Genomic DNA, 23,069 nt, shown 5'->3' with positions numbered 1-23,069 from the left:
ATCTCCCCTCAAGCGGCCTGCATCAACAGGCTGGCTTCGAGCGCCACAATGGCAAGGACGCCGGCGACCTCTGCGCGGATCAGCCGACGTCGCGCCTGCGTGCTGTCTTCGCGGGCCAGCAGCCGACGGCGCATCCAGACCCATCCATAGGCCGTACCGCCGTACAGGCACAGTCGCCAGATGAAGAAATACCCTGCGGACGCCGCCAGCCACCGCTCCCAGGCCGCGACACTGCCGACCAGGTAGATGCCCGCGACGTTGGCCCCTACGGCGGCGGCCACGACCAGCACAAGCCATAGCAGGGTTTTCGCCGCGTGCCGGCTGAACAGCCAGCGTAGTGGACGCCAAGTCATGCGAGCCTCGCTCATGGCCGACCTCCCGGATTGCCCTTCTGGAGTTGGTCGAGACGGTCGGGCACCGGATCGCCCTCGTAGATGCCGCGCGAACCCGAAGCGCGCGTGCTATGGCGCTGAATGATGGCCATCGGCGAGTTGTTGGCCAGCTCGCGGCGCAGTTCCAGTTCCGTTTTGAGGTTCTGGATCTCGCGGTCGAGCGTATCGCTCTCCTTGTTCACGGCCTCCACCGCAAGCTCGTTGGCCGCGACGTTGGGCTCTTTCTTGCCCGTGAGCAGCGTGCGCTGTAGCAACAGCGCCTTCTCCAGCACGGAGGACAGCGCGACCTCGGACGCCAGGCGCTGCGACAGCAGGTGCTGGTCCGGCTCGTCACGCAGCGCCTCGATCACGCCGCGGGTGATGGGCAGCGATGCACTGCCAGCCTCGCGCAGGTTCTCGGGCGTCGTGTTCTTCGCCTTGGACACCAGATCCTGGAGCGCCTGCAGCTTGGCGTCGTATTCTTCTTGGATCAACGGCGTCAGCCCTACGCCGGGCGTCGTCTCGGTCTTGGTGCAGGCATCGCAAGTGCGCTGTTCCTTCTCGCCGAGTACGCGCGTGGCCCACTCGACGGCGGCCTGCGGCGAGGTCCAGGTCTGGCACGAGAGACTGCTGCAACTGGTCGGTGCGATGGACGATGTATCGGTCACGCCGCGGCCGTTGACCAGGTTGTAGCCGGCGCGGGTGACATCGCCGACGACCTTGATCGCGGGCTGGCCGGAGCCTCCCGCGTTGCTGCCCCCGACCCACGGCACACCGTCATTGCCGCGGCGCGTCTCGGCCTGCTCGACGGCCGAGACCGCATCCGTGCTCGACACCGCATCGCGCAGCGCCAAGCCTTCTGCCATCTGGCTCCAGCCGAGCTGCCCGCCCGCCGTCTCGGCCATCCTCTCCGCCATGGCACGGCACGTCAGCTTGGAGCGGTCGAAATCGAGCCGTGCCTGCAACACGCCATTGGTGAGCAGGTTGTAGAGGCCGGGATCGGCCCGCTGAATGATCAGTGCCGGCAACGACGCCACCGCGCTGGTGGCGCTTTGGATCACCGATGACATGATTTGCTGGAAGCCGTTGGTGACGCCGTTGAGCTGATTCTTCAACGTGGTCTGGATGCTCATGTCACCGCAGATCAAGTTGCTGTTCCAGCCCACGCCGACCCCGAGAGAGCGCATGCCAGCCGCACGTCCCATCGACACGGCGTTTCCGCCGCCGATCGAGTACATGACGTCATCGCCGATGACACTGCCGCCGGTCTGGTAGCCCAGTTGGCTCCAGGCCACACCGCTCGTCAGCGCGAGCGCACCGGCCACCGCCATGACGATCCTCGTGCGACGTACCCGGCGGGAGAACGGATTGAATGCAGGACGGAACTTCATGGCACCACCTCAGAGGAAATCGACGCTGCCGAGAAACACCTGGCCCCGGCGTTCGCAGCACGCATAGGGCCGCCACAGCGCCCAGGCGTAATCGCCTTGCCGGGCCTGTGTCAGGGCGCCGCTGCGCGGGAAGACCGAGCAGGACGAGGACAGGACTGGCGTGAGTTCCTGCCACTTGCCCGTCGAGGCATCGCTCTCCATGAGCGCGCCAGCCGGCCAGTAGCCATCGCGGGAGTTGGCGAGCAGCGGCTGATAAACGTGGATCTGTCCCCGGCGCGTGACGACATCGCCTGCGCGCTGGGCCACCACTGCACTGGCCTTGTGGTCGTCGGTCTGGTGCAGGAAACCCCCGCGGGGATACACGTTGCCCCAGAGGTTCATCGTGGTGCGTGCACCGACCTCACGCATGCCGGGAATTAGCGCCTCCGGGTAGGCCATCTCGGGCACGTTGTAGCGCCAGGCCAGCGTGTCCAGGGTGCCGAGCAAGTACGGCATGAACGCCGTGCCCGCACCCTCGCAGAAGTAGCCCGAGGACGACACGAACTGGTTGAACACCTCGACGCCCGGGTGCCCGATGACGTCCGCGTTCTTGAACTTGGCGAGGTTGTTTTCGTGGTCCTCGTTCGTCGTTCCGTCCCCGCCGGTTTGGGCGGATGGGTTGGGCGTGCTCATCGGCCGGACTTCGATCCAGGGGTTTTCGCCGGTGTTGCTGTAGCTGGAGACGATCGCATCGGGGATGTAGTGGCGGACCTTGATGGACGTGCGTACCGTACAGCCCGTCCAGGTGCAGTAGAGCCAGTAGCAGATCCCGACGACGCGGTATTCGAGGCAGTCTGGCGATGCCACCGAGCCGACGATGGTTGCGGTGTTGAGCGCGTAGCTGCCCGTGGCGCTGAGCAGCAGAACGGACGCCACGCCAGCACGCAGGCGGCGCATCAGGTCGAATGGGCGGGTCACGGCTGGGCCCTCCAGTGCTGCTCGATGCGAGCGACTGCGCGGGCCACATCCGGTTCGCCATAGACGACGTAGCGTTGATCCACCACGACGGCCGGGATGCTGGTGATGCCCAGGCTCCACGCGTCGGTGACGCCCTGGTAGGCGGAAGCGATGCGGCGTTGGAGATCGGTGCCGCCGCTGTTCAGTCGGCGCTTGACGATGGCGGTCGCCTGCTCGGGTTCGGCGGGCAGTTCCGCAGAAAGCTCCGCTTCGATCCGGTGCGCTTCGTCCAGCTCGATCAGCCGCTCGCCGCCCATGGTCTTGACCGGATGGCGGCTGTCGGTGATGACCAGCACATCGGCAGCGAATGTGGCCGGACTAAAGACACCCAAGGACACCGGCAGTGCAACGGCCAGGCCAAGGGCTCGCCAGCTTGGCGCGAACCTGGGAAAAGATGCTGGCATGACACGTGCCCCGGAAGTTGATCAGGGCCATAGTCAAACGCCGAATCCGGTGCAGCCCCCACAAACAATGCGCATCGCGGACACCCCGCATACCTGCTTGCTTCGGGGCAAGGAAGAAACGGAGGCCGAAGCCCCCGTTGTGATCAATGAACGATGCGCTACAGCAAGCTGTGCTCCGCGAAGGAGTACGGAATCCCCTGGCCAACGATGATGTGATCCAGTACCCGAACATCGATCAGCGCCAGCGCTGCCTGCAGTTGCTGGGTCAGCGCACGATCGGCGCTCGACGGCTCAGTGACACCCGAGGGGTGCTGGTGCGCGAAGACCACTGCGGCGGCTTTCAGCTCCAATACACGCTGCACGACGACACGGGGATAGACCGCAGTCGAATTGATCGTGCCCCTGAACATCGGCTCGTAGGCCAACACTTGGTGCATGCTGTCCAGGAAAACGATTGCGAATACCTCGTTGGGCTCAGCGACCAGTTTTAGACGCAGGTAGTCCCGCACGGCGGCCGGTCGGCTGAGGCACGGTCCGACTTTGAAGATCCGTCTCTCCAGCAGCGCGATAGCCTGCTGGATGATCCAGTCCTCACGCTGGGCTGCGACAGCGGAAAGCGACTCCACGCAGGAGTCATTGACGACGAGAGACATGGCGAACCTCCGGATGATGAGATCAGAGGGCGCACGCCCTGGGAGGGCAAGCCCTCCTGGGGATGAGAACAACGGAACAAGGTGCATCCACCACCACGCAGAGGTGATTGTTCGCGGCCAGGATGCGGAGCGAACGGGGAGCGGTCAGCGCAGAAGACTGCGCCGTAGCCTCAAGGACCGCGGGCTACCTGGGCATGTCGCCGACAACGTCGGCAGGCATTTCGGTGGCGGGTGTGGCGGGTGGTTCATCAGCGGACAGCATGTCCATGGCCGACAGCAAGGCATCGCCTTCGATCGGTCCCTGCAGCAGGATGGACTGACCCGTCTGGCGATCGAGCAGGCGCAGCGACGGCGTGGCCGTCACGCCGCTTTTCGTGGCTTCCGCGGCCTGGGCGCGGATGGCCGCGTCGACCCGCTCGCTTGCCATGCACTGCTCGACGGCCGGCGTCGATTCGGGGTAGCGCAGGCCATCGGGCAGTCCCAGGCCGTCGCTGCGCGTGTGGGCATAGACCCACTCGACGGCTCGCCAGAAGGCAGCATGCCCGCCGGCTTCGGCGACGCACTCGACCAGACGCGCCTCGGCCAACGCGGCCGGCTCGTGCGCAGCCAGCGGCTGGTGATGCCATTGCAGGGTCACGTCGGCGTTGCTGCCGACCCAGCGCTTGAGCTGCGGGAAGTACTCCCGGCAGAACGGACATTCCAGATCGGCATAGAGCGTCAGTGTGAAACGGCCCTCGGGGTTGCCCATTTTCCAGGGCGGCCCGGCCATCTGCGCCGTGCTAGCCGGCGTGGGCGACTGCGATGAGGATTCGCCGGGCGACCGGGACACGAGCCAGATCAGCAGCAGCGCGACCAGCGCAGCAGTCAAGGCCCAAGGCCAGCGGGGCCGCCTGTGGCGACGGCGGAACGCCTGGACTTGTATCGGAATGGAAGGACGCTTCTGCTCCATGGTGTTCTCCGGCTTACGACAGTTCCAAGGCCGGCGACTCGATGCCGCGTGCCTGGTCGATCTTCTCGGCGACCTTGAAAGCTGCTTCCAGCTCGGTGCAGCCGTATTGCTGCATGAGCTGGTAGCGCTCTGCCTTCTCTTCGGGTTCGGTTTGCGCGAGCGCGAGGTACAGGCTCGGCGGCACGGCGCGGAACAGCACTTCCATGCTCTTGGAGAGGATGACGCCCTCGGTGAATTTCCCCGCCTCTTTGCGCGCCGAAAGCATCAGCGCTTTCTGCGCGGGCGAGAGTTCGCGGAACCGGGCGATCTTCTCTACCTCGTCCGGCGGCATCGACAGGCAGATCCACCACTCGATCATGTTGAGCATGGGTTCCGCGGCGCGCGGCAGATCGTCGATATTCTGCGTCGCGAGCCAAAACCAGGCACCCAACTTGCGCCACATCTTCGTGATCTTCACGACGTAGGGCGCGAGCAGCGGGTTCTTGGTGATGATGTGCCCTTCATCGGTCACGTTGATGATCGGGCGGCCCAGGTACTGGTCGCGCTCGGCGATGTTGTTCACCGTGCTGATCAGGCTGATGTAGGCGATGGAAAGCTGCGCGTTGTAGCCTTCGCGGGCATAGGTCGCCAGATCGACCAGGGTGATGTCGGCCTCGGGCCACGGCGTGCCGTCGCGGTCGAACATTTCGCCATCGGTGCCTTGACAGAACATGTCCATGGCATCTGCCATCTCCAGCAGCCGCACGCGCCGCATCTCTGGCAGCGTTGGGTCCTGGCCGCGCTCGCGCAGCGCGTTGCGCACGTCGCGCGTGAGCACCGTGCGCTTCTCGGCCACGCAATGCTCGGCGGCGTCGAGGATGCACTGGCGGATGAGCGAGCGATCGGCCCGCGTCATCCGGGCCTCTTCTTTATCCTCGCCGCCGGTGATCATCAGCCGTGCGGTGATTTCCAACTCGCCGAGTACGTCGCGCTGCTCGTCCGCTTCCATGGCCGATGCATCGGGTGGCATGTCCTCGTCCAGCACATCGGCATCCAGCGTCTGCACGTCGCTCGGCGTTTCGATCAGCCGACGCGCGTCGGCGAACGGCGCCAGGCTGATGCCCGAGCCAGGGGCCAGCTTGACCCGGTTCACAGTCAGGCCCAGGCGCTTGGCGAAATCGCTGAACAAGCCGAAGCTGTTGCCGGCTTCCACGATGAAGAGGCGCGGCCGGTAGATGGCCGTGACCTGGTTCAAGAGGTTGTTGAGCGTTGCGCTTTTGCCGGAGCCGGTGGGGCCGAACAGGAACAGGTGCGCGTTCATCTGCCGATCCAGGCGGTTGAGCGGGTCAAAGGTGATCGGCCCGCCGCCTCGATTGAAGAACGTATTACCCGGATGGCCCGTGCCCTGGCTGCGGCCCCAGGCCGGTGAGAGGTTCGCCACGTGCTGGGCGAACATCAGTTGGGTGAACCAGTTCCGTCGATCCTGGCTCGGGTTGTAGCAGCACGGCAGCCAGCGCAGATAACTGTTCAAAGGCGCGACTTCATCGTCCTCGCGCACGGGCTGCAAACCGGCGTTAAGCATCACGTTCGCCAGATCAAGGCCGCGCCGGTCCAGTTCGGCTTCATCCCGGCCGCGCAAATAGAACGCCAGTGTTCCCCGGTACAGCTTGTGCGCGCTGCCGATCAGCGAGCGGGCCTCCTGCACATCCTTGAGCGTCTGTTCCGATGCCAGTGTTTCGCCGACTGCCTTCTTCGCCAGGTGGTTCAGGTGCGATTCGAGGATGTCCTGGGGGGTCGCCACCATGGTCAGACACATCGTCGTGTCCTCGGGCATCTGATCGAACAGCGTATTGATCGCATCGCCTTTGCGAGTTTCGCCAGTCAAATGCCCCGTGCCGGGCGGCATGCGCAGCCGGTCAGTGACCAGCACACGATGCGGCATGCCGTCGAAGTGCCAGGTGCCGTGCTCCGCGTCCGAACGTGGCTGGCTGAAGAAAAGCCGCTGGCTGAAATCCCGTCCGCTCGCCAGCTCGATCTCACCGTCTTCTGTCTCGTCGGGGTAGCGTGCCAGCGCATAGAAGCGTTCGCGGTCCTCGACCCCAGGGCCGAGCAGCGTGGGACGCGTGTTAAACCACCGCAGTAGCCAGTCATGGACGTCGGCCGCGACCATGCGCCGGGCCTGGATGCCGGCGTTCGCCAGCCCGCCACACAGGCGATCACAGACGATGTTCAGCATCTGCTCGGGCGTCTGGCCGCGGCGGCTCGCCTGCCCGGTGGCCCGGCGATAGACGACCATGCGCACGCGCCGCGTCTGGCCGCGCCAACGCAGCCGCGTGACCACCGTGTCCTCGAACAGCCCGCCCGGCTTCGCTACCGCGCGCAGGTGGTGTCCGAAGAAGCGAAGGTAGAACTCGGTGAAAGCCGTATTGCGGGCGCGCGGCTGCACGTAGTCGCGCAGGGTCTGCATGTACTGGTCGAAGCTGGGTTCGTCCTGGGCGTAGAGCTGGAGTACCCAGGGGTTCTCGTCCAGTTCATCGAACGAGTCCTGGAGCGCGTTCTCCAAGGCGTCGCGGGCATGCGCGAGCCAGCCGGGTTCCCGGCCCTCGGTGCCCAGCGGCACCAGCTCGTAGAATGCCGCGACCGATTGCCCGTCTTCCAGCAGCATGGACTTCGAATCGGGCAGGAACTCCACCCAGGGCAGGAATTCCGCGAACGACGGCGCGACGTCGTACAGCGCCTGCTCGTCGGCCACGGTCGCCGGCCTGCGGCCATGGACCGCCGTGCCGGGTTCTGGGATGCCGGCCTGGCGCAAGGCCTCGACGTGGCGTTGCCAGCCCTCCGGCCGCTCGTCATCGCCTGCGCCGGATGCGGCCAGCTTCGGCGCGGCCGACTTGTGCCAGGGGAGTTTCCAGCGCATCAGTAGTCCTCCACGCGCTCGCCCGGCATGGCGTACTGCACGCGCTGGTACAAGGGAAAAACCGTCGTATAGCCCGGCACGGGCACCGGGTCCGTGCCTGCCAGGTGCGGGTACACGTACATCACCAGGTCGGGATTCGGCAGGCGCTGGAACTGGCGATAGACCTCGTTGCGCGCTGTGCGCGTGTAGCGCATCTGCTCGGCGGGCGCGGCCTGTACATCCATCTCGGTCAGCGGCCGGCGCAGGCTCTGGCGCGCGTCGAGCAATTGCCTGCGTGCCACCTGGCCGGCGCCACCGCCGCCGTCACCGGCGTTCTGCTGCCAGATGTCCATCATCGTGCTGTCGCCGTGGGGCAGCAGCTTTTCCTTGCTGGTGGCGCAGCCGCCGAGCACCGCGACGGCAAGGGCCAGCGCCAGGCCCTTATTCAAGTTCGAGAGCATGGCTTTCTCCTGCACGGTGATCGACCTTGCGACCTTCGGGATCGAAATCGATGGCGAGCGGCTTTTCGAGGTGGACGGCGACCTTTGCGCCGGGTTGGACATAGACGGCGGCGAAGGCCTGGCCGTACAACTTGTTCACCCAATCGGCCATGTCGCGCACGCCACCGGCCAGGATGCGACCTACGGCCTCGTTGCTGGAAATGCCGACGCTGCCGATGGAACCGTCTGCGCCCACGTAGGACATCTGACCGCTGTCGCTGTCGATGAGCGAGGCCACGCCAGCACCCGCCGCGGTGATCAGCGCCTGCGAACCGAGGTACTGCTGGGCGTTGCTGCGCCGCTCTCCGCTGACGCAGGGAATGCCATAGGGATCGCTGATCCAGCCCAGGCCCCCACTTTGAGAGTTCTGCTGCTGGTTGTTCTGCTGGTTGCCGTCGCGGTCTTCGGGAATCGTCCGAATGGTCCCGTCATGGAACACAAAGGTGATGCTGCGCACCTGGCCGCGCACGCAAGAGAGCGTCCAGTCGCCCGAGGCCGTGCCGGAAAACACGGCGCCCGCCACGTCGGGAATGTCGATACCGTTTGCCGTGAGATTGTCGGGACCGACCAGGACTTTGAACGGATACGGATCGTTGACCGTACCGTCGATCGGCACGCGGCCGATCAGCGCCGTCATTGCCACCGATCCCATCAGCGTCGAGTTGGTCGGCACCGTATAGACCGGCTTGGCGCTCTTGACGCCTGCGGCGCGGGCGCCCGCGTTCGCCACGGTTTGTGCCGTGGTTTCCAGCGTGCTCTGCGCGGGGCCGAAGCTCGTCGGAAAGCTCATGCCGCCACCCGTGCCGCGACTGCCGTTACGCCCATCAGCGGGCTTCGCGTCGTCCGGCTCGACCCAGCGCACGCCGCCTTCCATGCCTGCCTCGTCGCCGTTACGCAGCCCCAGGCCCACGGGTAGATCGGCGTGGCCGCCGCCGCGCCCGCCGATGCCTTCCAGGCGCCGCTGCAGGTCGGCGAGCAGTCCCTCGGTCTGCTGGCGTTCGCTGGCTGCCTGCTGCTGGTCGCGGCGCAGGTTGGAGCGCTCGGTCTCCAGCGCCGAATTGATGCGCTGGTCGATCGAGTTCTCGCGTTGGCGCAGGCGCTGGTTCTCTTCGCGCTGGGACTTGTTGTCGGACAGCGCCGTCTGCAGTTCGGTGCGCAACTGCTTCACTTGCGCCACGAGCGTCGCCACGGTATCGCGGGGGGTATCGCCCTCGATGCCCAGCGCCTTCATCTCCTCCGGCGTGAGCTTGGCGCCGGCATCCGCAGCGGGCGGCGCCGACGAGCCTCCACCCGAAAACAGCCGGATGGCGACGAACAGCACCAGCAGGGCCACGGGGATCATTAACCACTTCAGGAGTCCGTTACTGCGCATGGCGGGCCTCCTTGTCGTCGGTGGCCTCGGCTTCGGGCTGCGGCAGATGCACGGCTGGGTCGAAGCGGTTGATCGCCGGCAGCAGCGATTGCGCGAGGCCGTGCCCCCGCGTCACCAAGTACAGGACGGTCGTGTCCTCTGGCGTCCCGCGCGGGCCGAGTGCTTCGTGCTGGAAGGTGGCGGTGAGGAAATCGCCCTGCAACACGCGCGGGTCCAGGGTGATCCAGCCGCCGCTGCTATTGGTGAGGCGCACGGCTGTGACCCACTGGTCTTCCAGACGCCACGAGGCGAGCGCAACTGCGCGCACCGGCAGCGTCGGCACCAGCGTGCCGAGGTCGAGATCGCGGCGCAGGTTCACCCGCATGACGCCCGGCAGCGGCTCCACGGTGCGCAGCGGTGCGTAGAGGTTCTGCGCGGCGAAGCGCGTCAGCACGACCGGAACCGGGGTTTCACGCCGCGCTGCCCGCGCGCCTGCCTGGTCCTGGGCGCGCGCCGGGGCGTCGTCTGCTCCGTCGGCTTGATCGCCATAGCGCGTCGGGGCGCTGTCGCCCTCGACGATGCGCACCGGCTCCAACTCGGCTTCGCCGTCCTTGGCCGGCTCGGCCGCGATATCGAGCAGAATCAGCGCGCCCGTGTCGGCATCCTGCAATTGCAGCCGTGTGGGCTCGATCGGCTCGCTCGCGCGCAGGTACACCGCGCCGCCCGCACTCTGCACCCGCAAGCGCTCGCCGACGCCCGCGGGCACGCCCACGCGGACGTTCCGGTTGATAAACACGACGCGCTCCTGCCCGACACGCAGGGGCACGGCCAGGGGCATGCGTTCCCAGCGAAGGATCTCCACGGCCTGGGCAAAAGGAGCCGAGGCGACGGCCAGCAGCCCCAGCAGTGCGAGTACAAGGTGCTTCATGGGGTTTCTCCTTGAGGCGCTTGCGGAGACAGGCCGCCAGGTGCCGGGCGCGACGGCTCCGGTGTGCTGATGCGCTGGGGCGCACCCTCGTAGCAGTCGAGCGCCAGGCCAAACGGATTGCGAGCGGGATCGATGTCCACCCGCGTGACTTTCACGGGGTAGCGCACCAAAGCCCGCTTGACTTGTTCCGCCCCGTAGTACTCGTCTGCGGTGATGTCCAGCGTCACCACCCAGTCGCGGTCGGACACCACGCGCACGCGCGCCGTGGGGTCGTCACCGTAGCCGCGACCGGGGATTTCGTAGATGCCGCGCACGCGCTGACGCAGCTCGCCCGTGGAGCGGCGATAGTCGTAGTCCGCCCGCAGGAAGGCCTGGCAGGATGGGGTGAGGTACGGCGAGAGCGTGTGGAGATTACGCGCATAGTCCTCTTCGCCATTCGTCGGCCAGCGGTTGAGGGTCTGAAACACGTAGAACGTGAACGCATAGACCGATTCGGGCGGCACTTCCCACCACTTGCGGGTACTGCCGGAGCGCAGATCAGGCGGGACGTGGATGGTCAGGTCGCGCGGAGCGCTCCACCAGCCGCCGCCCATGACCAGGGCGACGATGACCAGCGCGCCAGCACCCAGGCGAAGCGTCTTGATGTGCGCCTGCAGATGGGTGATCTCGTTCTTGAAGCGGCTCATCGTGCCCCCCTTGCAGCAGACCTTCGGGTGGTCCAGAAGCCGGAGCGTGAGATCAGCACATGGCCGCCCACCCAGCCCGCCACCAGCGGATAGCGCGTGGCGATGCGCCACTGGAGTTGCCGATACAGCCAGGTGTCGGGACGCCCACGCTTGAGGCGACGCAGGATGCCGCCCCCGATGAACACGCCGAAGGCCACGCCCAGCACGACGAACGTGGGCGCGAGCGCGATCGTGCGGAACACCCAGGACAGCGGCGCACCGACCAGCAGGCCGGCGGCGCCGGACAGGCCGCAGCAGATCCACAGCTCGTCGGCGGTGAGGCCGCGCACGACAACGGGATGGCGGTTGAGCCGGTGCGGAAGGAACGTGACCGTCCCGTCAGCACGGACGTGCTGCTGCTCGGACATACCGGCCTCGCCTTACAGGATGCCGGTGGCTTCGGTGAGCAGCCAGATGCCGATCACGAGCAGCACCGCGCCGATGGCGACCGTGAGGCCGAATTGGCCCCAGGTTTTGCGACCAGTGTGGATTTCCGCGTAGGTGCCGTAGGCGTGGTAGCACACGCCAATGAACATCGACGCCACAACCAGCAGGGCCACGAGCATGATGATGTCGTAGCCGTAGTTCCTGATCGTTTCCATGATGCCGTTGCCCGTGCCGCGGGTCGGGTTCTCCAGTTGCGGCAACCCCTGCGCGAACGACAGCGCGGGCAGCGCGGCGGCGCCCAGAGCCACGGTGGCGCGCTGGACAAAACGGGAAGTGAGGATGCGGTTTTGCATGGTCAGGCCTTTCAGGTCAGGAGAGGAGGAAGAAACTCAGGACGAGGTACATCGCGACGAAGCGGATGCAGACGCCGAGGAACTGGCGCTGGTTGAGGTGGCTCTCGGACCACCCCACGTAGGCCGTTCGGATGGCCCAGACGCCCCAGACGAGCAGGACCGCGAACACGACGCCGACCAAGACGGTCGCCATCGCGGAAGGCGCGATGCCGCTGTTGGCTTGAAATGCCGAGACCTGGGCGCCGTTCATGGCTTGACCTCCGCGGTCGTCGGCGATGGCTCGACGGCCCGCTCAGTGCGGTAGTCGCCGGCCAGTTCGGAGGGGTCGCGCGGCTGGGCACGCGAAGGTGAGAGGTGGGCCTGGATACCGGCGCGCACGCGCGCTAGGTCAGCCAGCAGCCGCGGGTAATCGAAGTGGTAGCGCTCTCCCGGCTGGATGGGGGCATGCGCGGCGCTGTCGGCGACGGTGCGCTCCAGCGCGTCGAGCTGGCGCAGCGCCGCGACCAGTTCCTGGCGCTGCGTGGGGGGCTCGGCCAACGCCATCGGGGACTGGCCCAGCAGGAGGGCCGTCACGAGAAAAGTGGGCACGCCGCGATGCGCGGCGCGCAGCCAGATCGGAGCCAACATCGCGCCATTCCTGTGAAATCAGCAATGGCTTGATCGTGGAGATCAGGGCTGCTTTAGGCCACAAACAATAGGAACTGGGGCCGACCGGATTAGGTGCGCAGCGATCCGCAAATACAGGAGCGAACGACGCTTTGTTCTACAGTGCGTCCCAAGAAGATGGCTGTCCAGCACCCGGCCACAAACCCAGGGCGACGAGCCGTTGTTCCTTATCAGGCCACTCTTGTTTGCTGCGGCATGCGACTGTCCATCGCGCCGCGGCAACGCTGGGCTGCTGAAGGAGCGCCTGGAAGTAGATCGCATCCACGGGGGACAGAGAGTGGCCAAGCACGACGACCTTCTGGATGGCTCCCAACGCCTGAAAAAACGTCCTATGCTGGGCGATCAGTTCCTCGGAACGCTTGAAGGTGGCTGAGAAGTAGTCGTCGATGATGTCGTTGGCTTCAGCCACCCGGGTATCGATCTCCTCGATATCCGGACGGTCGTTGAGCGAGGGGCGGGATTGGGGATTCCAGGCGTGGCCCAAGACCAACTCATCGTCTGCCGCATCGGATCGGCCGTGGATGTGCAGAACACGTGCCAGATCGATGCCATAGAGAGTGTCCAACGTGCTCGTGTAGTTGAAGGTCAGGAACAGCGCCTGTGGATCCAGCGTCGCAAGCCGTCGCGGGGCGGTGTCGTGTGTCGGGATGGGCAAGTCTCGGATCCATTCGGCAAAGCGCGTCCGAAGCCCCTTGGACAGTCGCTCGACGACGTTCCCCACCTCGTACTGAAAGTCGTGGTGCCCTGAATCACTCCAGTCCTCGGCACCATAGGCCCCCATGAAGTGCCCCAAGTTGTCGACCAGCATATCGGCATCCAGTTCAGCCAGGGCTAATTCCAAGTCGCACCAGTCGTCTCCGGCTGGAAGGTAGTCCTCGACCTCGCGATGAATGTCCCGGTCTGTGGCCAGGACATACTCCTTGAACTGTCCGAGGCCCGATGGAATGCCGTGCCACAGGTCGAATCCATTGCCGACTACATAAAGCGTGGTGGGGTGCACGGTGTGCTCCTTAGGTCCCAAGAATCCGAAGTGTCTGGGCATTGAAGGTTATGGTCGATATAGTAATATCAAATAGCGTAAATAACCCATTTGAGGAGTCAGTCATGAGCGTCGTTGCAGACCGTCTCGGCGTGTCGACCCTTGTGGGTACGCCCAAAGAGATTCAGGCTCAACTCGCTCGGTCGCAGGCTGACCACGTGCTGGTGGTGGCGTTCGACCACATCAAGCCCAGTGTTTTCGCGGCATTGGCGGAAAACTTCACCAACGTCGCTTCATCCATGTTCGAGGTGCTGCTTGAACGTCAGGACCGCGAATCGCTCGAACGGCTGGCAGAAATGCTCGTGCCGCGCAATCCGCTGTCGCCCCGGCTGCTCAAGGAAGCGAGCCTGCTGGTGCAGGCGCGTAAGGCGGTGTTGGAAAGTGGAGACTGGTTGACCGCCGCGAACATCGCACAACTCGCGGAACTGAGCACCCGGAACCCGAGCGCTCAGCCCAATAAGTGGAAGAAGCAACGCCAAATCTTCGCTATCAACCACGGTGGCATCGATTACTTTCCGGACTACGGGCTGGATCGTGACGCTGGTTTCCGTCCACTGAAATCGCTGGCCAAAGTGATTGAAACCTTCGAAGGACACAAAGACGGCTGGGGCATGGCTTATTGGTTCCGCTCCGAAAACAGCTTCCTGGGTGGAAATCGTCCCCAGGATCTACTCGCTTCGGCACCGGACCGTGTCATTGCGGCCGCTGTGGATGAAATTCTTGAAATGACCCATGACTAAGCGATGCGCCAATCTGCCCGCCGATGGCGAGCCACCTAGTGAACCATCCTCGGCCGCGTCTGAGCCTTCGCACAACGACGTCGGTGCCTACGATGCCGTGCTCGAATTGGCCGACAGGATCGGAGTGTCCATTGTCCAGGGGAAGAGTTGAATGGAATGCTTCCGGATCGATGAAAGTGGTTATACCGGCTTTGACCTGATGAACCCTGAGCAGCGGTTCCAAGGAGCGACGGCCATCGCCATTGAGGATGACGAGGCCGGGCGCCTGATCCGGGAGCACTTTCCCAAGCTTCAGGCGGACGAACTCAAGTACCGGGCGTTGGCTCGGCGCCCAGCCAATCACCCCCGTCTGATGGCGCTGCAGCGCGACTTGCTAACCGACCACAAGTGCGTGACCTACGTCTGCGACAAGCGCTACCTGTTGCTGCTGATGTTCCTGGACTACGCGGTCGAGCCGTTCTACTACGAGCGCGGCATGGACTTCTACGAAGACGGGCAGAACTACTCGCTTGCGTCGCTGCTGTATACGGTTGGACCGACGCTCCTCGGCAAAGGCGCGCTCGACCGGCTGTTGGTCAGCTTCCAGCGCGCGGTGAAGGAAAAGAGCTCGGAGGCGCTTGGGAACCTGATCGATGCGGCGTGCGCATCGCGCTGGTGGGAACTGCCGGAAGCGCTTGGCCCGCTTGCGCAGTTCGCTGCCCCTGAATGCCTGAAGGCGATCGTCACGCCGGGCGTCAACACCGATGCTGCTTTCGTGGTGCTGCAGTCCCTGGTCAGTCGGATGGAAATCATGGCTGACGGCCCGTATCGGGTCGAGCACGATCAGTCCAAGAACCTGCTCACTTATCACGACCTGCTGCAGCGGTACATCCGCCATGAGAAACCGATCACGTTTCGTCAATCGGAGATCGCCAGCATCACCTTTCCGCTCAAGCTTCAGTCCGTGACTCAGATCGATTCAAAGCACAGTCCTGCAGTGCAAGTGGCGGACGTGATGATCGGCGCGGCCATCGAAGCGGCGAATACGCTTACCGGACAACGCGCCGGGGTACTGGATGCCGAGAAGGTCATGGCGCTGTACGCCGATCATCAACTGATCCATATGCTGCCCTCGATCGACTTCGAGGAGCAAAAGCGTTTCCGTCAGGGATCCCAAGCGGGGCAGGTCATCGACTATTTTGCTGAGAACTTCCACAAACCGTAATAGCGAATGGAAGCATGACCCGCCTGTGCCTACTGCGCTGGCGACCGATCAACATCATCAAGGACGCCATCGAAGCGTCTTCCTGTGTAGAGGGGGCTGCATGGCAAGCATTCATTCGGAGTACCACCGCTTCTTGGCGCACTTGGCGCAACGCCAGGTGCATGACGACGTGTGCCGGCTCGCGCATCTGGTGCTTGATCACCTGCAACCTCTGGCTGAAGTTGGTGCAGCGCGCCGTGGACGCTCCACCCGCATGGCGCCACTGGCCGTCGCCCATTTGGCGCAGATGCCGGTCGCGTACCAGGGAGATGGCCACGGACCCGAAGTCGGGCCGGCGCTGGGGCGCCTGCGCCAGCTTGAGGTGGGACCGTTTCGCGGATTCATGCGGCAAGAGACATTCGACCTCAGCCACGACATCACTTTGGTCTATGGCGCCAACGGTACCGGCAAGAGCAGCTTCTGCGAGGCGCTGGAAGTGGCGATGCTCGGCTCCATCAGCGAGGCCCAAGTCAAGCGGGTCGACCAACGGACATACTGCAACAATGCCCGGTTGCGTCGCCATGTCGCGCCCGTCCTGTCTTCCGGAGCACCAGACCAGGCCCAGGCTGTGCAGCCCAACGAAGCGGAGTACCGCTTCTGCTTCATCGAAAAGAACCGCCTCGATGACTTCGCCCGCATCGCGGCGCGTACTCCGGGCGATCAGCGGCAGCTCATCGCTACCTTGTTTGGCGTGGATCAGTTCAGCGACTTCGTGCGCGGCTTCAATCCCGCGCTCGACCAAGACCTGATGCTCGTCGGCGCCCAGGCTACTCAACTCGCGCAGCGGCGCTTGCAGTTGGCGAACTCTGAACAGACGATCGCTGCTTATCCGCAAAAGATCGCGGCGGTGGAGAACTCCGAGCAAGCGCTGGCGCAACGAATGTCGCCCGGCGCGACGTACCAGGCTTGCGTTGACTGGCTGCTCGGCACACCGGAGCAGCAAGGGCGGCTGCCGTACGTCCAGGCGCAACTGGTTGCCGTCCCACCTGCCGTTCATGAGGTGAGCCAAGCGCGGCTGCAGACGCTGCTGGATGAGGCTTATCACCTTCAAGGCCTGTGGCAGGCGGCCACCGGACAGCTTTCGGCGCGTGCTGGGGAAGTGTCGTACGCTAAGCTCTACGAGGCTGTGCTGGCCTTGACTGACGGGGCGACCACCTGTCCCGCATGCGGAACCGGATTGGCTGCTGTCGCACAGGATCCTTTCGCCAAGGCCCGCACGGGCCTGGAGCAGCTCGCGCAGTTGGCCACCCTCCAGCAGCAGGAAGCCGGCCTACGGACGCAGTTGAGCGAGGCGGTGCGGGCGCTGTGGGACGAGATGCGTCGGGTAGTCGCGGTTGGCGCAAACGCTTGTCCTGCACAGTTGCAGGCAGCAGGCCTGCCTCCATTGCCGCCTACCTCGACAGGCGCCTGGCTTGGCGCATGGGTCGATGGCGACCGGCGTGCCTGGAACGCTCTGCTGCAGGTCACGGAAATCATCGAGCGCGCCGACGCGCAAGCCCGCGAAGCGCATGCCCTGCGCGGGGCGCTGGCCCGGGAGCGGGACGCACTGGACCAGCACCGGCTGGAGATCGAACGGCTGCGGACCATACGCATGACAGCCGACCAAGAAATGGCCGCTGCCCGCCAGACCGTGGCCCAATTTGACGAGGCGAACCGTGAGTTGATCGAGTCGGTCGCAACCGAAGTGCCGGTAGTCGCGCACCACCTGCGGGTCAAGGCCGCCTACGACGGCTTCTTGCCCGAAATCCAAGCCTACTTGGCCGCATTGCCGGGCGTGCTGCTCCAGGGCCTCGGAGAACAGGCACGCAATCTGTACAACGCATTCAATCGTGCTGATCCGCCTGGCGACCTCTTGCACGCGTTGTGGCTGCCTGTCGCCGAAAACGGCAAGATCGAAGTAGAGTTCACCGGTGAGCCTGGCGTGCGCTATGACGCGCTGGTGGTCTTCAGCGAAGGGCATATCAAGTGCCTGGGTCTGGCGATTCTGCTGGCGAAGAACATCGCGCAGGGGTGCCCCGTGGTCATTTTCGATGACGTCGTCAACGCGATCGACGATGACCATCGTGACGGAATCTGGCGTACCTTCTTCGAGGATGGCTTGCTCGTCGGCAAGCAGGTCATCCTCACCTCACACGCCGAGGAGTTTCTGCACCGGATCCAGCAGGAATTGGGCGCCCGGCGGGCCGGGTCCATCAAGCGCTACAAGTTCCTCCCGCACCAGGGCGAGCATGAGCTGCGCGTTGACAGCGATCCACCGACGAAGAACTACGTCCTGTTGGCCCAGCAGGCGTTGGCAGCCGATGAGAAGCGTGAGGCGCTGCGCCAGGCGCGGCCCGCGCTGGAGAGTCTGACTGACCGTCTCTGGACTTGGCTGGGCCGGCGAGCAGATGGGCGCATCGAACTCAAGCTAGGCGGGCCACGCTCCCCCTGGGAATTGAACAACAAATGCGCAAAGTTGAGATCAGCCGTCGATCGCATCTCCGCGCAGCATGCTGGCGCGCCAGACGTCGTTGTCGCTTTGACCCGGCTGCTTGGTGTTGGTGCAGGAAGCATTGAATGGGGGTGTCTCAACAGCGGTGTCCACGATTCCCAGCGAGACCACGAGTTCGACCGCTCCTTAGTGAGAGTCATTGTCGAATCGATTACGGCGTTGGACGCTGCGTTAGATGTTCTGCAGAACCGATGAGCACTACAGCCACGCGGGACAGCATTCGCCTAAAGGTATTTCTTGAAGCTGCCCGCGGTCAGGCTCACGGCCAGCCCCAGCAAGGCGGCGCTCGGCAGCAGAATCAGCAGTGGATGCACCGAGATCGGCAAGGCCAGGTACGTGACCCAGGGCAGAACGGCCAGCGGCATCAGGCTTGCTTTCGCGCGGTGGTAGATGAAGCCCGATTCGCGGCCCGCGCCGAACCGGCGCACGTCCCTCCGCACTAGGCCGTCGATCAGGCCGACGAATGCCGCGGTGAGGATCAGCGGCAACGTGAGCACCAGGACCAGCAGGCGCACAAGGAAGGTCAGCGTCGTGAAGGCTGCGGCGATCAGGTAGCTCTCGGTCCAGACATAGGCCTGGCTGATGTAGTAGCGAAAGTTGCGTGTCTGCCCGTGGCTGGGTGCACGGGCGCGCTCGGCGGTCTGGCTCATGCGCTCCAGCAAGCCCGAGCGCACGAACACCCATTCGTATCCGGTATCCACCAGCTCGTGCGCCGTGCGCCCCGGTTCCTGCACGACCACGCTGCGCGTGAAGTGGTTGGACAGGTGCCCCAACTCGTACTGCAACATCTGCTGGGAGTGTCGCCAGCCCTCGTCCTTCCAGAACAGGTGCATTCCGACGCACTCCACGACAATGGAGAACAGCAGCGAGCCGATCAGCACCCCCAGCAGCCGGAACGGCAAGGTGATGGTGCCGACGATCAGGCCTTGGCGCTGGTTCTGCTCCCGCTGCGCGGTCGAGGCGGCATCCTTCATGGCGAGGCCTCATTGCCGGCGCTGTCGTCGGTGGCCACCGGGCCAGGTTCGGCCGCAGCGGCATCATCCAACAGGTCGTCGGGCAAGGCCCCGTCCTGCAACGCCGGGGAACTGGTGAACTCCCACCACTGCGTGGCCTCGCTGTAGCTCTGGCGCATGTAGCCCGCCAGTTGTTGCAGATCCTGCGGCATGACCTCATCGGGGTCCGGTGCCGGCAGCGGCATGCGAACCTTCCAAAGCTGGCCGCCCTGCAACAATGCGAAACATTGGCCCTTGGGTAAGGCGACGACGTGCGACGGCTCGATCATCGGCACGCTGGACATGCTGATGCGGTCCTGCGTGTTGCTGGTGAAGTCCGTCGCGCCGCGGATGTCCGAGCTGTCGGTCGCGCCGGAGACGATGGTGGTCGTATAGACCTCGACCTTCGGCAATTGCCGGGTCAGCAGTTCGGCGGTGGCCGTCTCCCTGACCCTCAGCATGAACAGATTGTTGAAATTGCCAATCACTTGACCCGCTTTGGCGCGGTTCCCGATACGGGCCTCGATGTCCGAAAGCGTCTGCGTGTACGCGGTGACCTGCAGACCGGCGCCGCCGCCTTTGTTGATCAGCGGCACGAACTCGTCACCCATCAGTTCATTGAATTCATCCGCGTGGACGTTGATCGGCACGCGCGTGCCAGCCGATGCGCCCGGCAGGCCGTCATCGATCCCGTGCTTGTAGATATGGCCTGCCACCGAAACGAGATCGCTGAACATCGAGTTGCCGACCGCTGCGGCGACCTCGGCATCGGATAGCGCGTCCAGGCCCACATAGACGACTGCGCGCTTTCGGATGACCTGCATCCAATCGAAGATCGGGCGGGGGTCGGCCAGGTCGGAATAGTTCGGCGCCAGAAGCTGGGAAATCTTCCCGCTGGTGAGCTTCTCCAGCAGCGGCAGCAAAGACGCGACGATCTTGTCGAAATACGTCTTGTCGTAGCGAACCGCCGAGCGCAGGCCGTCGAGCACCGGGTCGTAGTTACGGGCCTGGGATAGGTACTGCTCCAGCGCCACCACGCGCTTCTCGCGCCCAATCATGTTGCGCGGGATGTTCTTCTCGTTGAGCTTGGCCTCGATCTGGACGATCACCTCCCAGGCTTTGGGCTCGGTCTTGGCGAAGTAGTGCTGGGCGTACTCGATGAACAGCGCGTCGATGTTGATGACGTGCCGCTGGATCAGCATGTAGTCCGGGCGCTGCCCCAGTTCCACCAAGGCGCGGGCAATGATGTTGACGAAGCGCCACGCGAATTCCCTGAAGGCTGCGCTGTTGCCTTCGCCGGAGAGCTGCCCCGCGATGCGGGTGGCGACTTCCGAGATGCGACCGAATCGGCCTACGGCGTTGTAGCGTGCCGAAATGTCCGGCCACCCCAAATGGAAGACATAGAACTCGCCTTCGCGGCCCGCGCGCTTGGCCTCGACATACATCCGCTTCAGGAGATCGGCATCTCCTTTGGGGTCGATGACGATCACGACCTCGTGTTCGCCCGCGGCGTTCCTCCGGCGGATGTCTTGAGTGACGAAGAGTTCGGCCAAACGTGTTTTGCCCACCCTTGTCGTTCCCAAAACCAAGGAGTGGCCCACGCGCTCACCCAGCGGCAGGCTGACGTCCACCTCGTCGGGTTCGATGCCGTGCAGGCGCGGCAGGCCGCCCACTGGCGGCAGCGGCCGCACCGGATTGAAAGGCACGTCCCAGCCGGTGAGTTTCGATAGCCGGGACAGCGGGAACGGCGCGAACTCCAGCCGTTCCTCCAGGCGCCGGGCCAGCCGATAGGCCGGCGTCGGCTCGACGTAGCGCCGAAACTCTGGCCGGTACGTCTGCATGAGCCTATGGGTGTGTTTCTGCTCCCACAGAAAGCCGCGTCCCACAAACAGACGTTGCTGGCTGACCGGCACGTCCTTGCTGGTCATCACGTAGCGCGGCAGGCGACGGATGTTGCGCCGGTAGCACAGGATGACGCGGGCATCGCGGTAGCGGATCGCGCCATAGGCTCCGAACGCCAGCGCGCTGCCGACACCCATGGCGGGGCTCAGCGCGAGCGACCACGGGGCCACCAGGGACAGAAACGCGGCGCCTGCACACGCCGCGACGGTATATAGCTCCACCGCTGGGCGAAGCAGAACCTCGACCGGCTGTTTCCCCGACATGGCTTCATTGCTCGATGCCGGTGGCCGTGACTAGCGCCGGGTAGTGCCGCAGGCCCAAGCGCTCGGCCAAGTCGTCGCCGGACACGGGCGCAAGCGGCACGCCGGACGCCAGTGCGCGCAGCCGCGCCAGGCCTTGCACGGTCTCGACGTTGACCACCAGACCGACCGCGCCGCGCTCGCGCAATGAGGCTGCATGGCGGCGCAACCAGGCCTGGGAAGCCTCGTCGTCGCCCACGACCACGAAGGGACGCAGGCCCGGGGCCTCGATCACCCGCCGCGCGACGGTGCCGGGCGTGAGCTTGGCGCTGCGCACCGGCAACATCGCGGCCTCATCCGCCGGCGTGGCCGGGATCTGAGTCGCAGGGATGGGCGATCGGGCCGGAGTGTTGGCGCGCGGCTGGAGGCTCAGGGCTTCGTAGTACGGCAGCGCCGACGTGCCGCCACGGTCTTCGACCAAGATCAGCGGCTCGCCGGCACGCGAGGCCAGCGGCAGACCCGCCAGCAGCACGAGCAGGCCTTTCGCCGCGAGATGGGCCAGATGGGATTTCGTCATGGGGTGGTCTCCTGGCGCGCGGCGAGGACCGCGGCGGTTGGGCGCGTGCCCTGCACGCGGGCGAGGTGGCGGGAAACGCTCCGCCGGTAGCGGGCTGCGGGCTCGCCCCCCGCGGGGCGGTGGTAGCGGCCGATCGCCAGCAGCCAGTTCTCCCCCGGGATGTGCTGCTCCTTCAGGATCTCGGAGGCGATGGCGAGGTTGCGGTACGGATCGAGCAAGTCGCACGGGCTGGTGAAGCGGTGCTTGTGGTAGCCGAGGTTGATCTGACCCAGGCCCGCGTCGATGCGCGTGTGCGGCGTGGAGCGCATCGCCTGCTGCAAACCGGCGCAGGCGTCGGCGCGGGTCGCATAGCGGCGCGATTGGCCGGCGACGTTGAGGGACCACGGCCACGGGACGATGCGTCCGTTCCGCCGGATGCCGCTCTCCTGCAAGGCCACGGCGTAGAGCACCGTGGAGGGAATGCCCGCACGTTGGGCGGCAAGCTGATAGGCCGGAGGCGGAACCTCCTGGGCATGGACGGCGCAGGCGTACAGGCCAGCAGCGATCACCAGTACGCGAAACCGCGCCGTCAGGGCTGGCGCTGCCATTGGCCGTTCACCTCGCGCACGACCGCGGGCAGATCGCCGGGCAGACCCAGCGACAGCCAGCGGCCGCCGTCGTGGTTGAGCGTGATGGTGCCGCTGCGCACCCGTGTCGGGTCGATCTGTGCGCGCTTGGCCCAGTCGCGGATGCGCGCGTCGTCCTGGCGGCTGCCGACCATGTACAGGTCGAACTCGGTACCTGAGGATTGCAGGCGTTGCACGAGCTGTCCGCAGGCCGCGCAGCCGTCCTTGACGAACACCGCCGTGCGGCCGCCGCCGCGCACTGCGCCGCCGCTGGGTTTGTCGTCAGGCAGGTTCACCCGTTGCATGCCGGGGTTCAGGCGCTGCCAGGCTTCGTCGTAGGCACGTTGATAGGCAAGCAGCTTCTCGACGCGGCGCGCTTCGATTTGCACCTGCAGTTCTGCGTAGCGCCGCCGTTCCTCGTCGGTGCGGGCCTCGATGCCCAGGGCGGACAGAGGGTCCAGGTTAGGCGAATAGATGCCCAGCGGCCCGTCCATCAGCTCGCGGTATAGCGCCCATTCCTGCGGTTGGAGGCCCCAGTCGCCTGCTACCTGGTCGTCCGGGGTTCGGGCGACCAGCGGACGCTCCTGGTTCTGCGCATTGCGGGCCGGGGCGGTGACCGGCTGCTGCGCCCAGGCGGGCAATTGGGCGGATGCCAGCAGGAGCGCGGAAAGGATGATCGACGGATTCATGTG

At 65.2% G+C, this 23,069-nt stretch carries 24 protein-coding genes; 3 read left to right on the top strand and 21 right to left on the bottom strand.

From position 1 onward, the window contains the following. Nucleotides 1-8: 8 nt before the first annotated feature. From HUK68_RS10335 to HUK68_RS10260, 16 genes are all read right to left on the bottom strand, one after another. Nucleotides 9-368: a hypothetical protein gene (locus HUK68_RS10335; RefSeq protein ID WP_009876615.1), complete on the bottom strand. Its 360-nt coding sequence runs from the start codon at nucleotides 366-368 to the stop codon at nucleotides 9-11. Next, nucleotides 365-1,702: an integrating conjugative element protein gene (locus tag HUK68_RS10330; RefSeq protein WP_009876614.1), complete on the bottom strand. Its 1,338-nt coding sequence runs from the start codon at nucleotides 1,700-1,702 to the stop codon at nucleotides 365-367. Before HUK68_RS10330 ends, HUK68_RS10335 begins: the two co-directional genes overlap by 4 nt. Nucleotides 1,703-1,771: 69 nt before the next feature. Further along, nucleotides 1,772-2,719, bottom strand: a complete 948-nt coding sequence (locus HUK68_RS10325; RefSeq protein WP_009876613.1) for a TIGR03756 family integrating conjugative element protein — start codon at nucleotides 2,717-2,719, stop codon at nucleotides 1,772-1,774. After that, nucleotides 2,716-3,162 (bottom strand): TIGR03757 family integrating conjugative element protein, encoded by a 447-nt coding sequence (locus HUK68_RS10320; RefSeq protein WP_011871456.1) that lies wholly within the window; start codon nucleotides 3,160-3,162, stop codon nucleotides 2,716-2,718. The genes HUK68_RS10325 and HUK68_RS10320 overlap by 4 nt, the downstream gene beginning before the upstream one ends. Nucleotides 3,163-3,320: 158 nt before the next feature. Further along, entirely contained in the window at nucleotides 3,321-3,815 is a 495-nt protein-coding gene (locus HUK68_RS10315) for a JAB domain-containing protein (protein WP_009876611.1), read from the bottom strand. Nucleotides 3,816-3,999: 184 nt separating this feature from the next. Continuing rightward, complete coding sequence (locus tag HUK68_RS10310) at nucleotides 4,000-4,764, bottom strand: DsbA family protein (RefSeq protein WP_011871455.1); 765 nt, start codon at nucleotides 4,762-4,764, stop codon at nucleotides 4,000-4,002. 13 nt (nucleotides 4,765-4,777) lie between these two features. Next, nucleotides 4,778-7,660, bottom strand: coding sequence for a conjugative transfer ATPase (locus tag HUK68_RS10305; RefSeq protein WP_175504083.1), 2,883 nt, complete (start codon nucleotides 7,658-7,660; stop codon nucleotides 4,778-4,780). After that, nucleotides 7,660-8,100 (bottom strand): TIGR03751 family conjugal transfer lipoprotein, encoded by a 441-nt coding sequence (locus HUK68_RS10300; RefSeq protein WP_003158644.1) that lies wholly within the window; start codon nucleotides 8,098-8,100, stop codon nucleotides 7,660-7,662. The genes HUK68_RS10305 and HUK68_RS10300 overlap by 1 nt, the downstream gene beginning before the upstream one ends. After that, nucleotides 8,081-9,511, bottom strand: a complete 1,431-nt coding sequence (locus tag HUK68_RS10295) for a TIGR03752 family integrating conjugative element protein (RefSeq protein ID WP_011871453.1) — start codon at nucleotides 9,509-9,511, stop codon at nucleotides 8,081-8,083. The genes HUK68_RS10300 and HUK68_RS10295 overlap by 20 nt, the downstream gene beginning before the upstream one ends. After that, nucleotides 9,501-10,418 carry a TIGR03749 family integrating conjugative element protein gene (locus HUK68_RS10290; RefSeq protein WP_009876606.1) on the bottom strand — a complete coding sequence of 306 codons (918 nt, stop codon included), beginning with the start codon at nucleotides 10,416-10,418 and terminating at the stop codon, nucleotides 9,501-9,503. Before HUK68_RS10290 ends, HUK68_RS10295 begins: the two co-directional genes overlap by 11 nt. Then, nucleotides 10,415-11,104, bottom strand: coding sequence for a PFL_4703 family integrating conjugative element protein (locus tag HUK68_RS10285; protein ID WP_009876605.1), 690 nt, complete (start codon nucleotides 11,102-11,104; stop codon nucleotides 10,415-10,417). Before HUK68_RS10285 ends, HUK68_RS10290 begins: the two co-directional genes overlap by 4 nt. Continuing rightward, nucleotides 11,101-11,511, bottom strand: a complete 411-nt coding sequence (locus HUK68_RS10280) for a TIGR03750 family conjugal transfer protein (RefSeq protein WP_003158639.1) — start codon at nucleotides 11,509-11,511, stop codon at nucleotides 11,101-11,103. Before HUK68_RS10280 ends, HUK68_RS10285 begins: the two co-directional genes overlap by 4 nt. 12 nt (nucleotides 11,512-11,523) lie before the next feature. Then, on the bottom strand, nucleotides 11,524-11,883 hold the full coding sequence (locus HUK68_RS10275) for a TIGR03745 family integrating conjugative element membrane protein (RefSeq protein WP_009876604.1): 360 nt from the start codon (nucleotides 11,881-11,883) through the stop codon (nucleotides 11,524-11,526). 16 nt (nucleotides 11,884-11,899) lie between these two features. Beyond that, complete coding sequence (locus HUK68_RS10270; protein WP_009876603.1) at nucleotides 11,900-12,133, bottom strand: TIGR03758 family integrating conjugative element protein; 234 nt, start codon at nucleotides 12,131-12,133, stop codon at nucleotides 11,900-11,902. Continuing rightward, a complete protein-coding gene (locus HUK68_RS10265; protein WP_009876602.1) occupies nucleotides 12,130-12,510 on the bottom strand; it encodes an integrative conjugative element protein, RAQPRD family in 381 nt (126 codons plus the stop codon). The genes HUK68_RS10270 and HUK68_RS10265 overlap by 4 nt, the downstream gene beginning before the upstream one ends. 136 nt (nucleotides 12,511-12,646) lie before the next feature. Next, on the bottom strand, nucleotides 12,647-13,549 hold the full coding sequence (locus HUK68_RS10260) for a bacteriophage abortive infection AbiH family protein (protein WP_017514686.1): 903 nt from the start codon (nucleotides 13,547-13,549) through the stop codon (nucleotides 12,647-12,649). 104 nt (nucleotides 13,550-13,653) lie between these two features. Here HUK68_RS10260 and HUK68_RS10255 point away from each other — a divergent pair, with 104 nt between their 5' ends. The 3 genes from HUK68_RS10255 (at nucleotide 13,654) to HUK68_RS10245 (ending at nucleotide 18,257) form a co-directional block, all read left to right on the top strand. Continuing rightward, a complete protein-coding gene (locus HUK68_RS10255) occupies nucleotides 13,654-14,328 on the top strand; it encodes a hypothetical protein (RefSeq protein WP_011871451.1) in 675 nt (224 codons plus the stop codon). A gap of 151 nt (nucleotides 14,329-14,479) precedes the next feature. Continuing rightward, nucleotides 14,480-15,532 (top strand): DUF3800 domain-containing protein, encoded by a 1,053-nt coding sequence (locus tag HUK68_RS10250; protein WP_011871450.1) that lies wholly within the window; start codon nucleotides 14,480-14,482, stop codon nucleotides 15,530-15,532. 100 nt (nucleotides 15,533-15,632) lie between these two features. Beyond that, complete coding sequence (locus tag HUK68_RS10245) at nucleotides 15,633-18,257, top strand: ATP-binding protein (RefSeq protein WP_011871449.1); 2,625 nt, start codon at nucleotides 15,633-15,635, stop codon at nucleotides 18,255-18,257. Between the two features lie 29 nt (nucleotides 18,258-18,286). Here HUK68_RS10245 and HUK68_RS10240 read toward each other — a convergent pair whose 3' ends face one another. Genes HUK68_RS10240 through HUK68_RS10220 form a run of 5 tightly spaced genes read right to left on the bottom strand, consistent with a single transcriptional unit; the run spans nucleotide 18,287 to nucleotide 23,066 of the window. Then, a complete protein-coding gene (locus tag HUK68_RS10240; RefSeq protein WP_009876598.1) occupies nucleotides 18,287-19,036 on the bottom strand; it encodes a TIGR03747 family integrating conjugative element membrane protein in 750 nt (249 codons plus the stop codon). Then, nucleotides 19,033-21,219, bottom strand: coding sequence for a type IV conjugative transfer system coupling protein TraD (gene traD / locus HUK68_RS10235; RefSeq protein ID WP_011871448.1), 2,187 nt, complete (start codon nucleotides 21,217-21,219; stop codon nucleotides 19,033-19,035). The genes HUK68_RS10240 and traD overlap by 4 nt, the downstream gene beginning before the upstream one ends. 4 nt (nucleotides 21,220-21,223) lie before the next feature. Beyond that, entirely contained in the window at nucleotides 21,224-21,772 is a 549-nt protein-coding gene (locus tag HUK68_RS10230; protein WP_009876596.1) for an integrating conjugative element protein, read from the bottom strand. Next, nucleotides 21,769-22,359: a transglycosylase SLT domain-containing protein gene (locus HUK68_RS10225; protein ID WP_009876595.1), complete on the bottom strand. Its 591-nt coding sequence runs from the start codon at nucleotides 22,357-22,359 to the stop codon at nucleotides 21,769-21,771. Before HUK68_RS10225 ends, HUK68_RS10230 begins: the two co-directional genes overlap by 4 nt. Then, nucleotides 22,341-23,066, bottom strand: a complete 726-nt coding sequence (locus HUK68_RS10220) for a TIGR03759 family integrating conjugative element protein (RefSeq protein WP_009876594.1) — start codon at nucleotides 23,064-23,066, stop codon at nucleotides 22,341-22,343. Before HUK68_RS10220 ends, HUK68_RS10225 begins: the two co-directional genes overlap by 19 nt. Nucleotides 23,067-23,069: the final 3 nt, after the last annotated feature.

This window comes from Comamonas antarctica (assembly GCF_013363755.1).
GTDB classification, from domain to species: Bacteria; Pseudomonadota; Gammaproteobacteria; order Burkholderiales; family Burkholderiaceae_C; genus Comamonas; species Comamonas antarctica.
Note: the sequence above shows the minus strand (reverse complement) of the source record. Positions and strands in the feature narration are given on the sequence as shown.

Bases quoted from the DNA above. Each gene is read 5' to 3' on its own strand.
- HUK68_RS10335 (WP_009876615.1), bottom strand. From the start codon at position 368: ATGAGCGAGGCTCGCATGACTTGGCGTCCACTACGCTGGCTGTTCAGC.
- HUK68_RS10330 (WP_009876614.1), bottom strand. From the start codon at position 1,702: ATGGCGGTGGCCGGTGCGCTCGCGCTGACGAGCGGTGTGGCCTGGAGC.
- HUK68_RS10320 (WP_011871456.1), bottom strand. From the start codon at position 3,162: ATGCCAGCATCTTTTCCCAGGTTCGCGCCAAGCTGGCGAGCCCTTGGC.
- HUK68_RS10315 (WP_009876611.1), bottom strand. From the start codon at position 3,815: ATGTCTCTCGTCGTCAATGACTCCTGCGTGGAGTCGCTTTCCGCTGTC.
- HUK68_RS10310 (WP_011871455.1), bottom strand. From the start codon at position 4,764: ATGGAGCAGAAGCGTCCTTCCATTCCGATACAAGTCCAGGCGTTCCGC.
- HUK68_RS10305 (WP_175504083.1), bottom strand. From the start codon at position 7,660: ATGCGCTGGAAACTCCCCTGGCACAAGTCGGCCGCGCCGAAGCTGGCC.
- HUK68_RS10300 (WP_003158644.1), bottom strand. From the start codon at position 8,100: ATGCTCTCGAACTTGAATAAGGGCCTGGCGCTGGCCCTTGCCGTCGCG.
- HUK68_RS10295 (WP_011871453.1), bottom strand. From the start codon at position 9,511: ATGCGCAGTAACGGACTCCTGAAGTGGTTAATGATCCCCGTGGCCCTG.
- HUK68_RS10290 (WP_009876606.1), bottom strand. From the start codon at position 10,418: ATGAAGCACCTTGTACTCGCACTGCTGGGGCTGCTGGCCGTCGCCTCG.
- HUK68_RS10285 (WP_009876605.1), bottom strand. From the start codon at position 11,104: ATGAGCCGCTTCAAGAACGAGATCACCCATCTGCAGGCGCACATCAAG.
- HUK68_RS10280 (WP_003158639.1), bottom strand. From the start codon at position 11,511: ATGTCCGAGCAGCAGCACGTCCGTGCTGACGGGACGGTCACGTTCCTT.
- HUK68_RS10275 (WP_009876604.1), bottom strand. From the start codon at position 11,883: ATGCAAAACCGCATCCTCACTTCCCGTTTTGTCCAGCGCGCCACCGTG.
- HUK68_RS10270 (WP_009876603.1), bottom strand. From the start codon at position 12,133: ATGAACGGCGCCCAGGTCTCGGCATTTCAAGCCAACAGCGGCATCGCG.
- HUK68_RS10265 (WP_009876602.1), bottom strand. From the start codon at position 12,510: ATGTTGGCTCCGATCTGGCTGCGCGCCGCGCATCGCGGCGTGCCCACT.
- HUK68_RS10255 (WP_011871451.1), top strand. From the start codon at position 13,654: ATGAGCGTCGTTGCAGACCGTCTCGGCGTGTCGACCCTTGTGGGTACG.
- HUK68_RS10250 (WP_011871450.1), top strand. From the start codon at position 14,480: ATGGAATGCTTCCGGATCGATGAAAGTGGTTATACCGGCTTTGACCTG.
- HUK68_RS10245 (WP_011871449.1), top strand. From the start codon at position 15,633: ATGGCAAGCATTCATTCGGAGTACCACCGCTTCTTGGCGCACTTGGCG.
- HUK68_RS10240 (WP_009876598.1), bottom strand. From the start codon at position 19,036: ATGAAGGATGCCGCCTCGACCGCGCAGCGGGAGCAGAACCAGCGCCAA.
- traD (WP_011871448.1), bottom strand. From the start codon at position 21,219: ATGTCGGGGAAACAGCCGGTCGAGGTTCTGCTTCGCCCAGCGGTGGAG.
- HUK68_RS10230 (WP_009876596.1), bottom strand. From the start codon at position 21,772: ATGACGAAATCCCATCTGGCCCATCTCGCGGCGAAAGGCCTGCTCGTG.
- HUK68_RS10225 (WP_009876595.1), bottom strand. From the start codon at position 22,359: ATGGCAGCGCCAGCCCTGACGGCGCGGTTTCGCGTACTGGTGATCGCT.
- HUK68_RS10220 (WP_009876594.1), bottom strand. From the start codon at position 23,066: ATGAATCCGTCGATCATCCTTTCCGCGCTCCTGCTGGCATCCGCCCAA.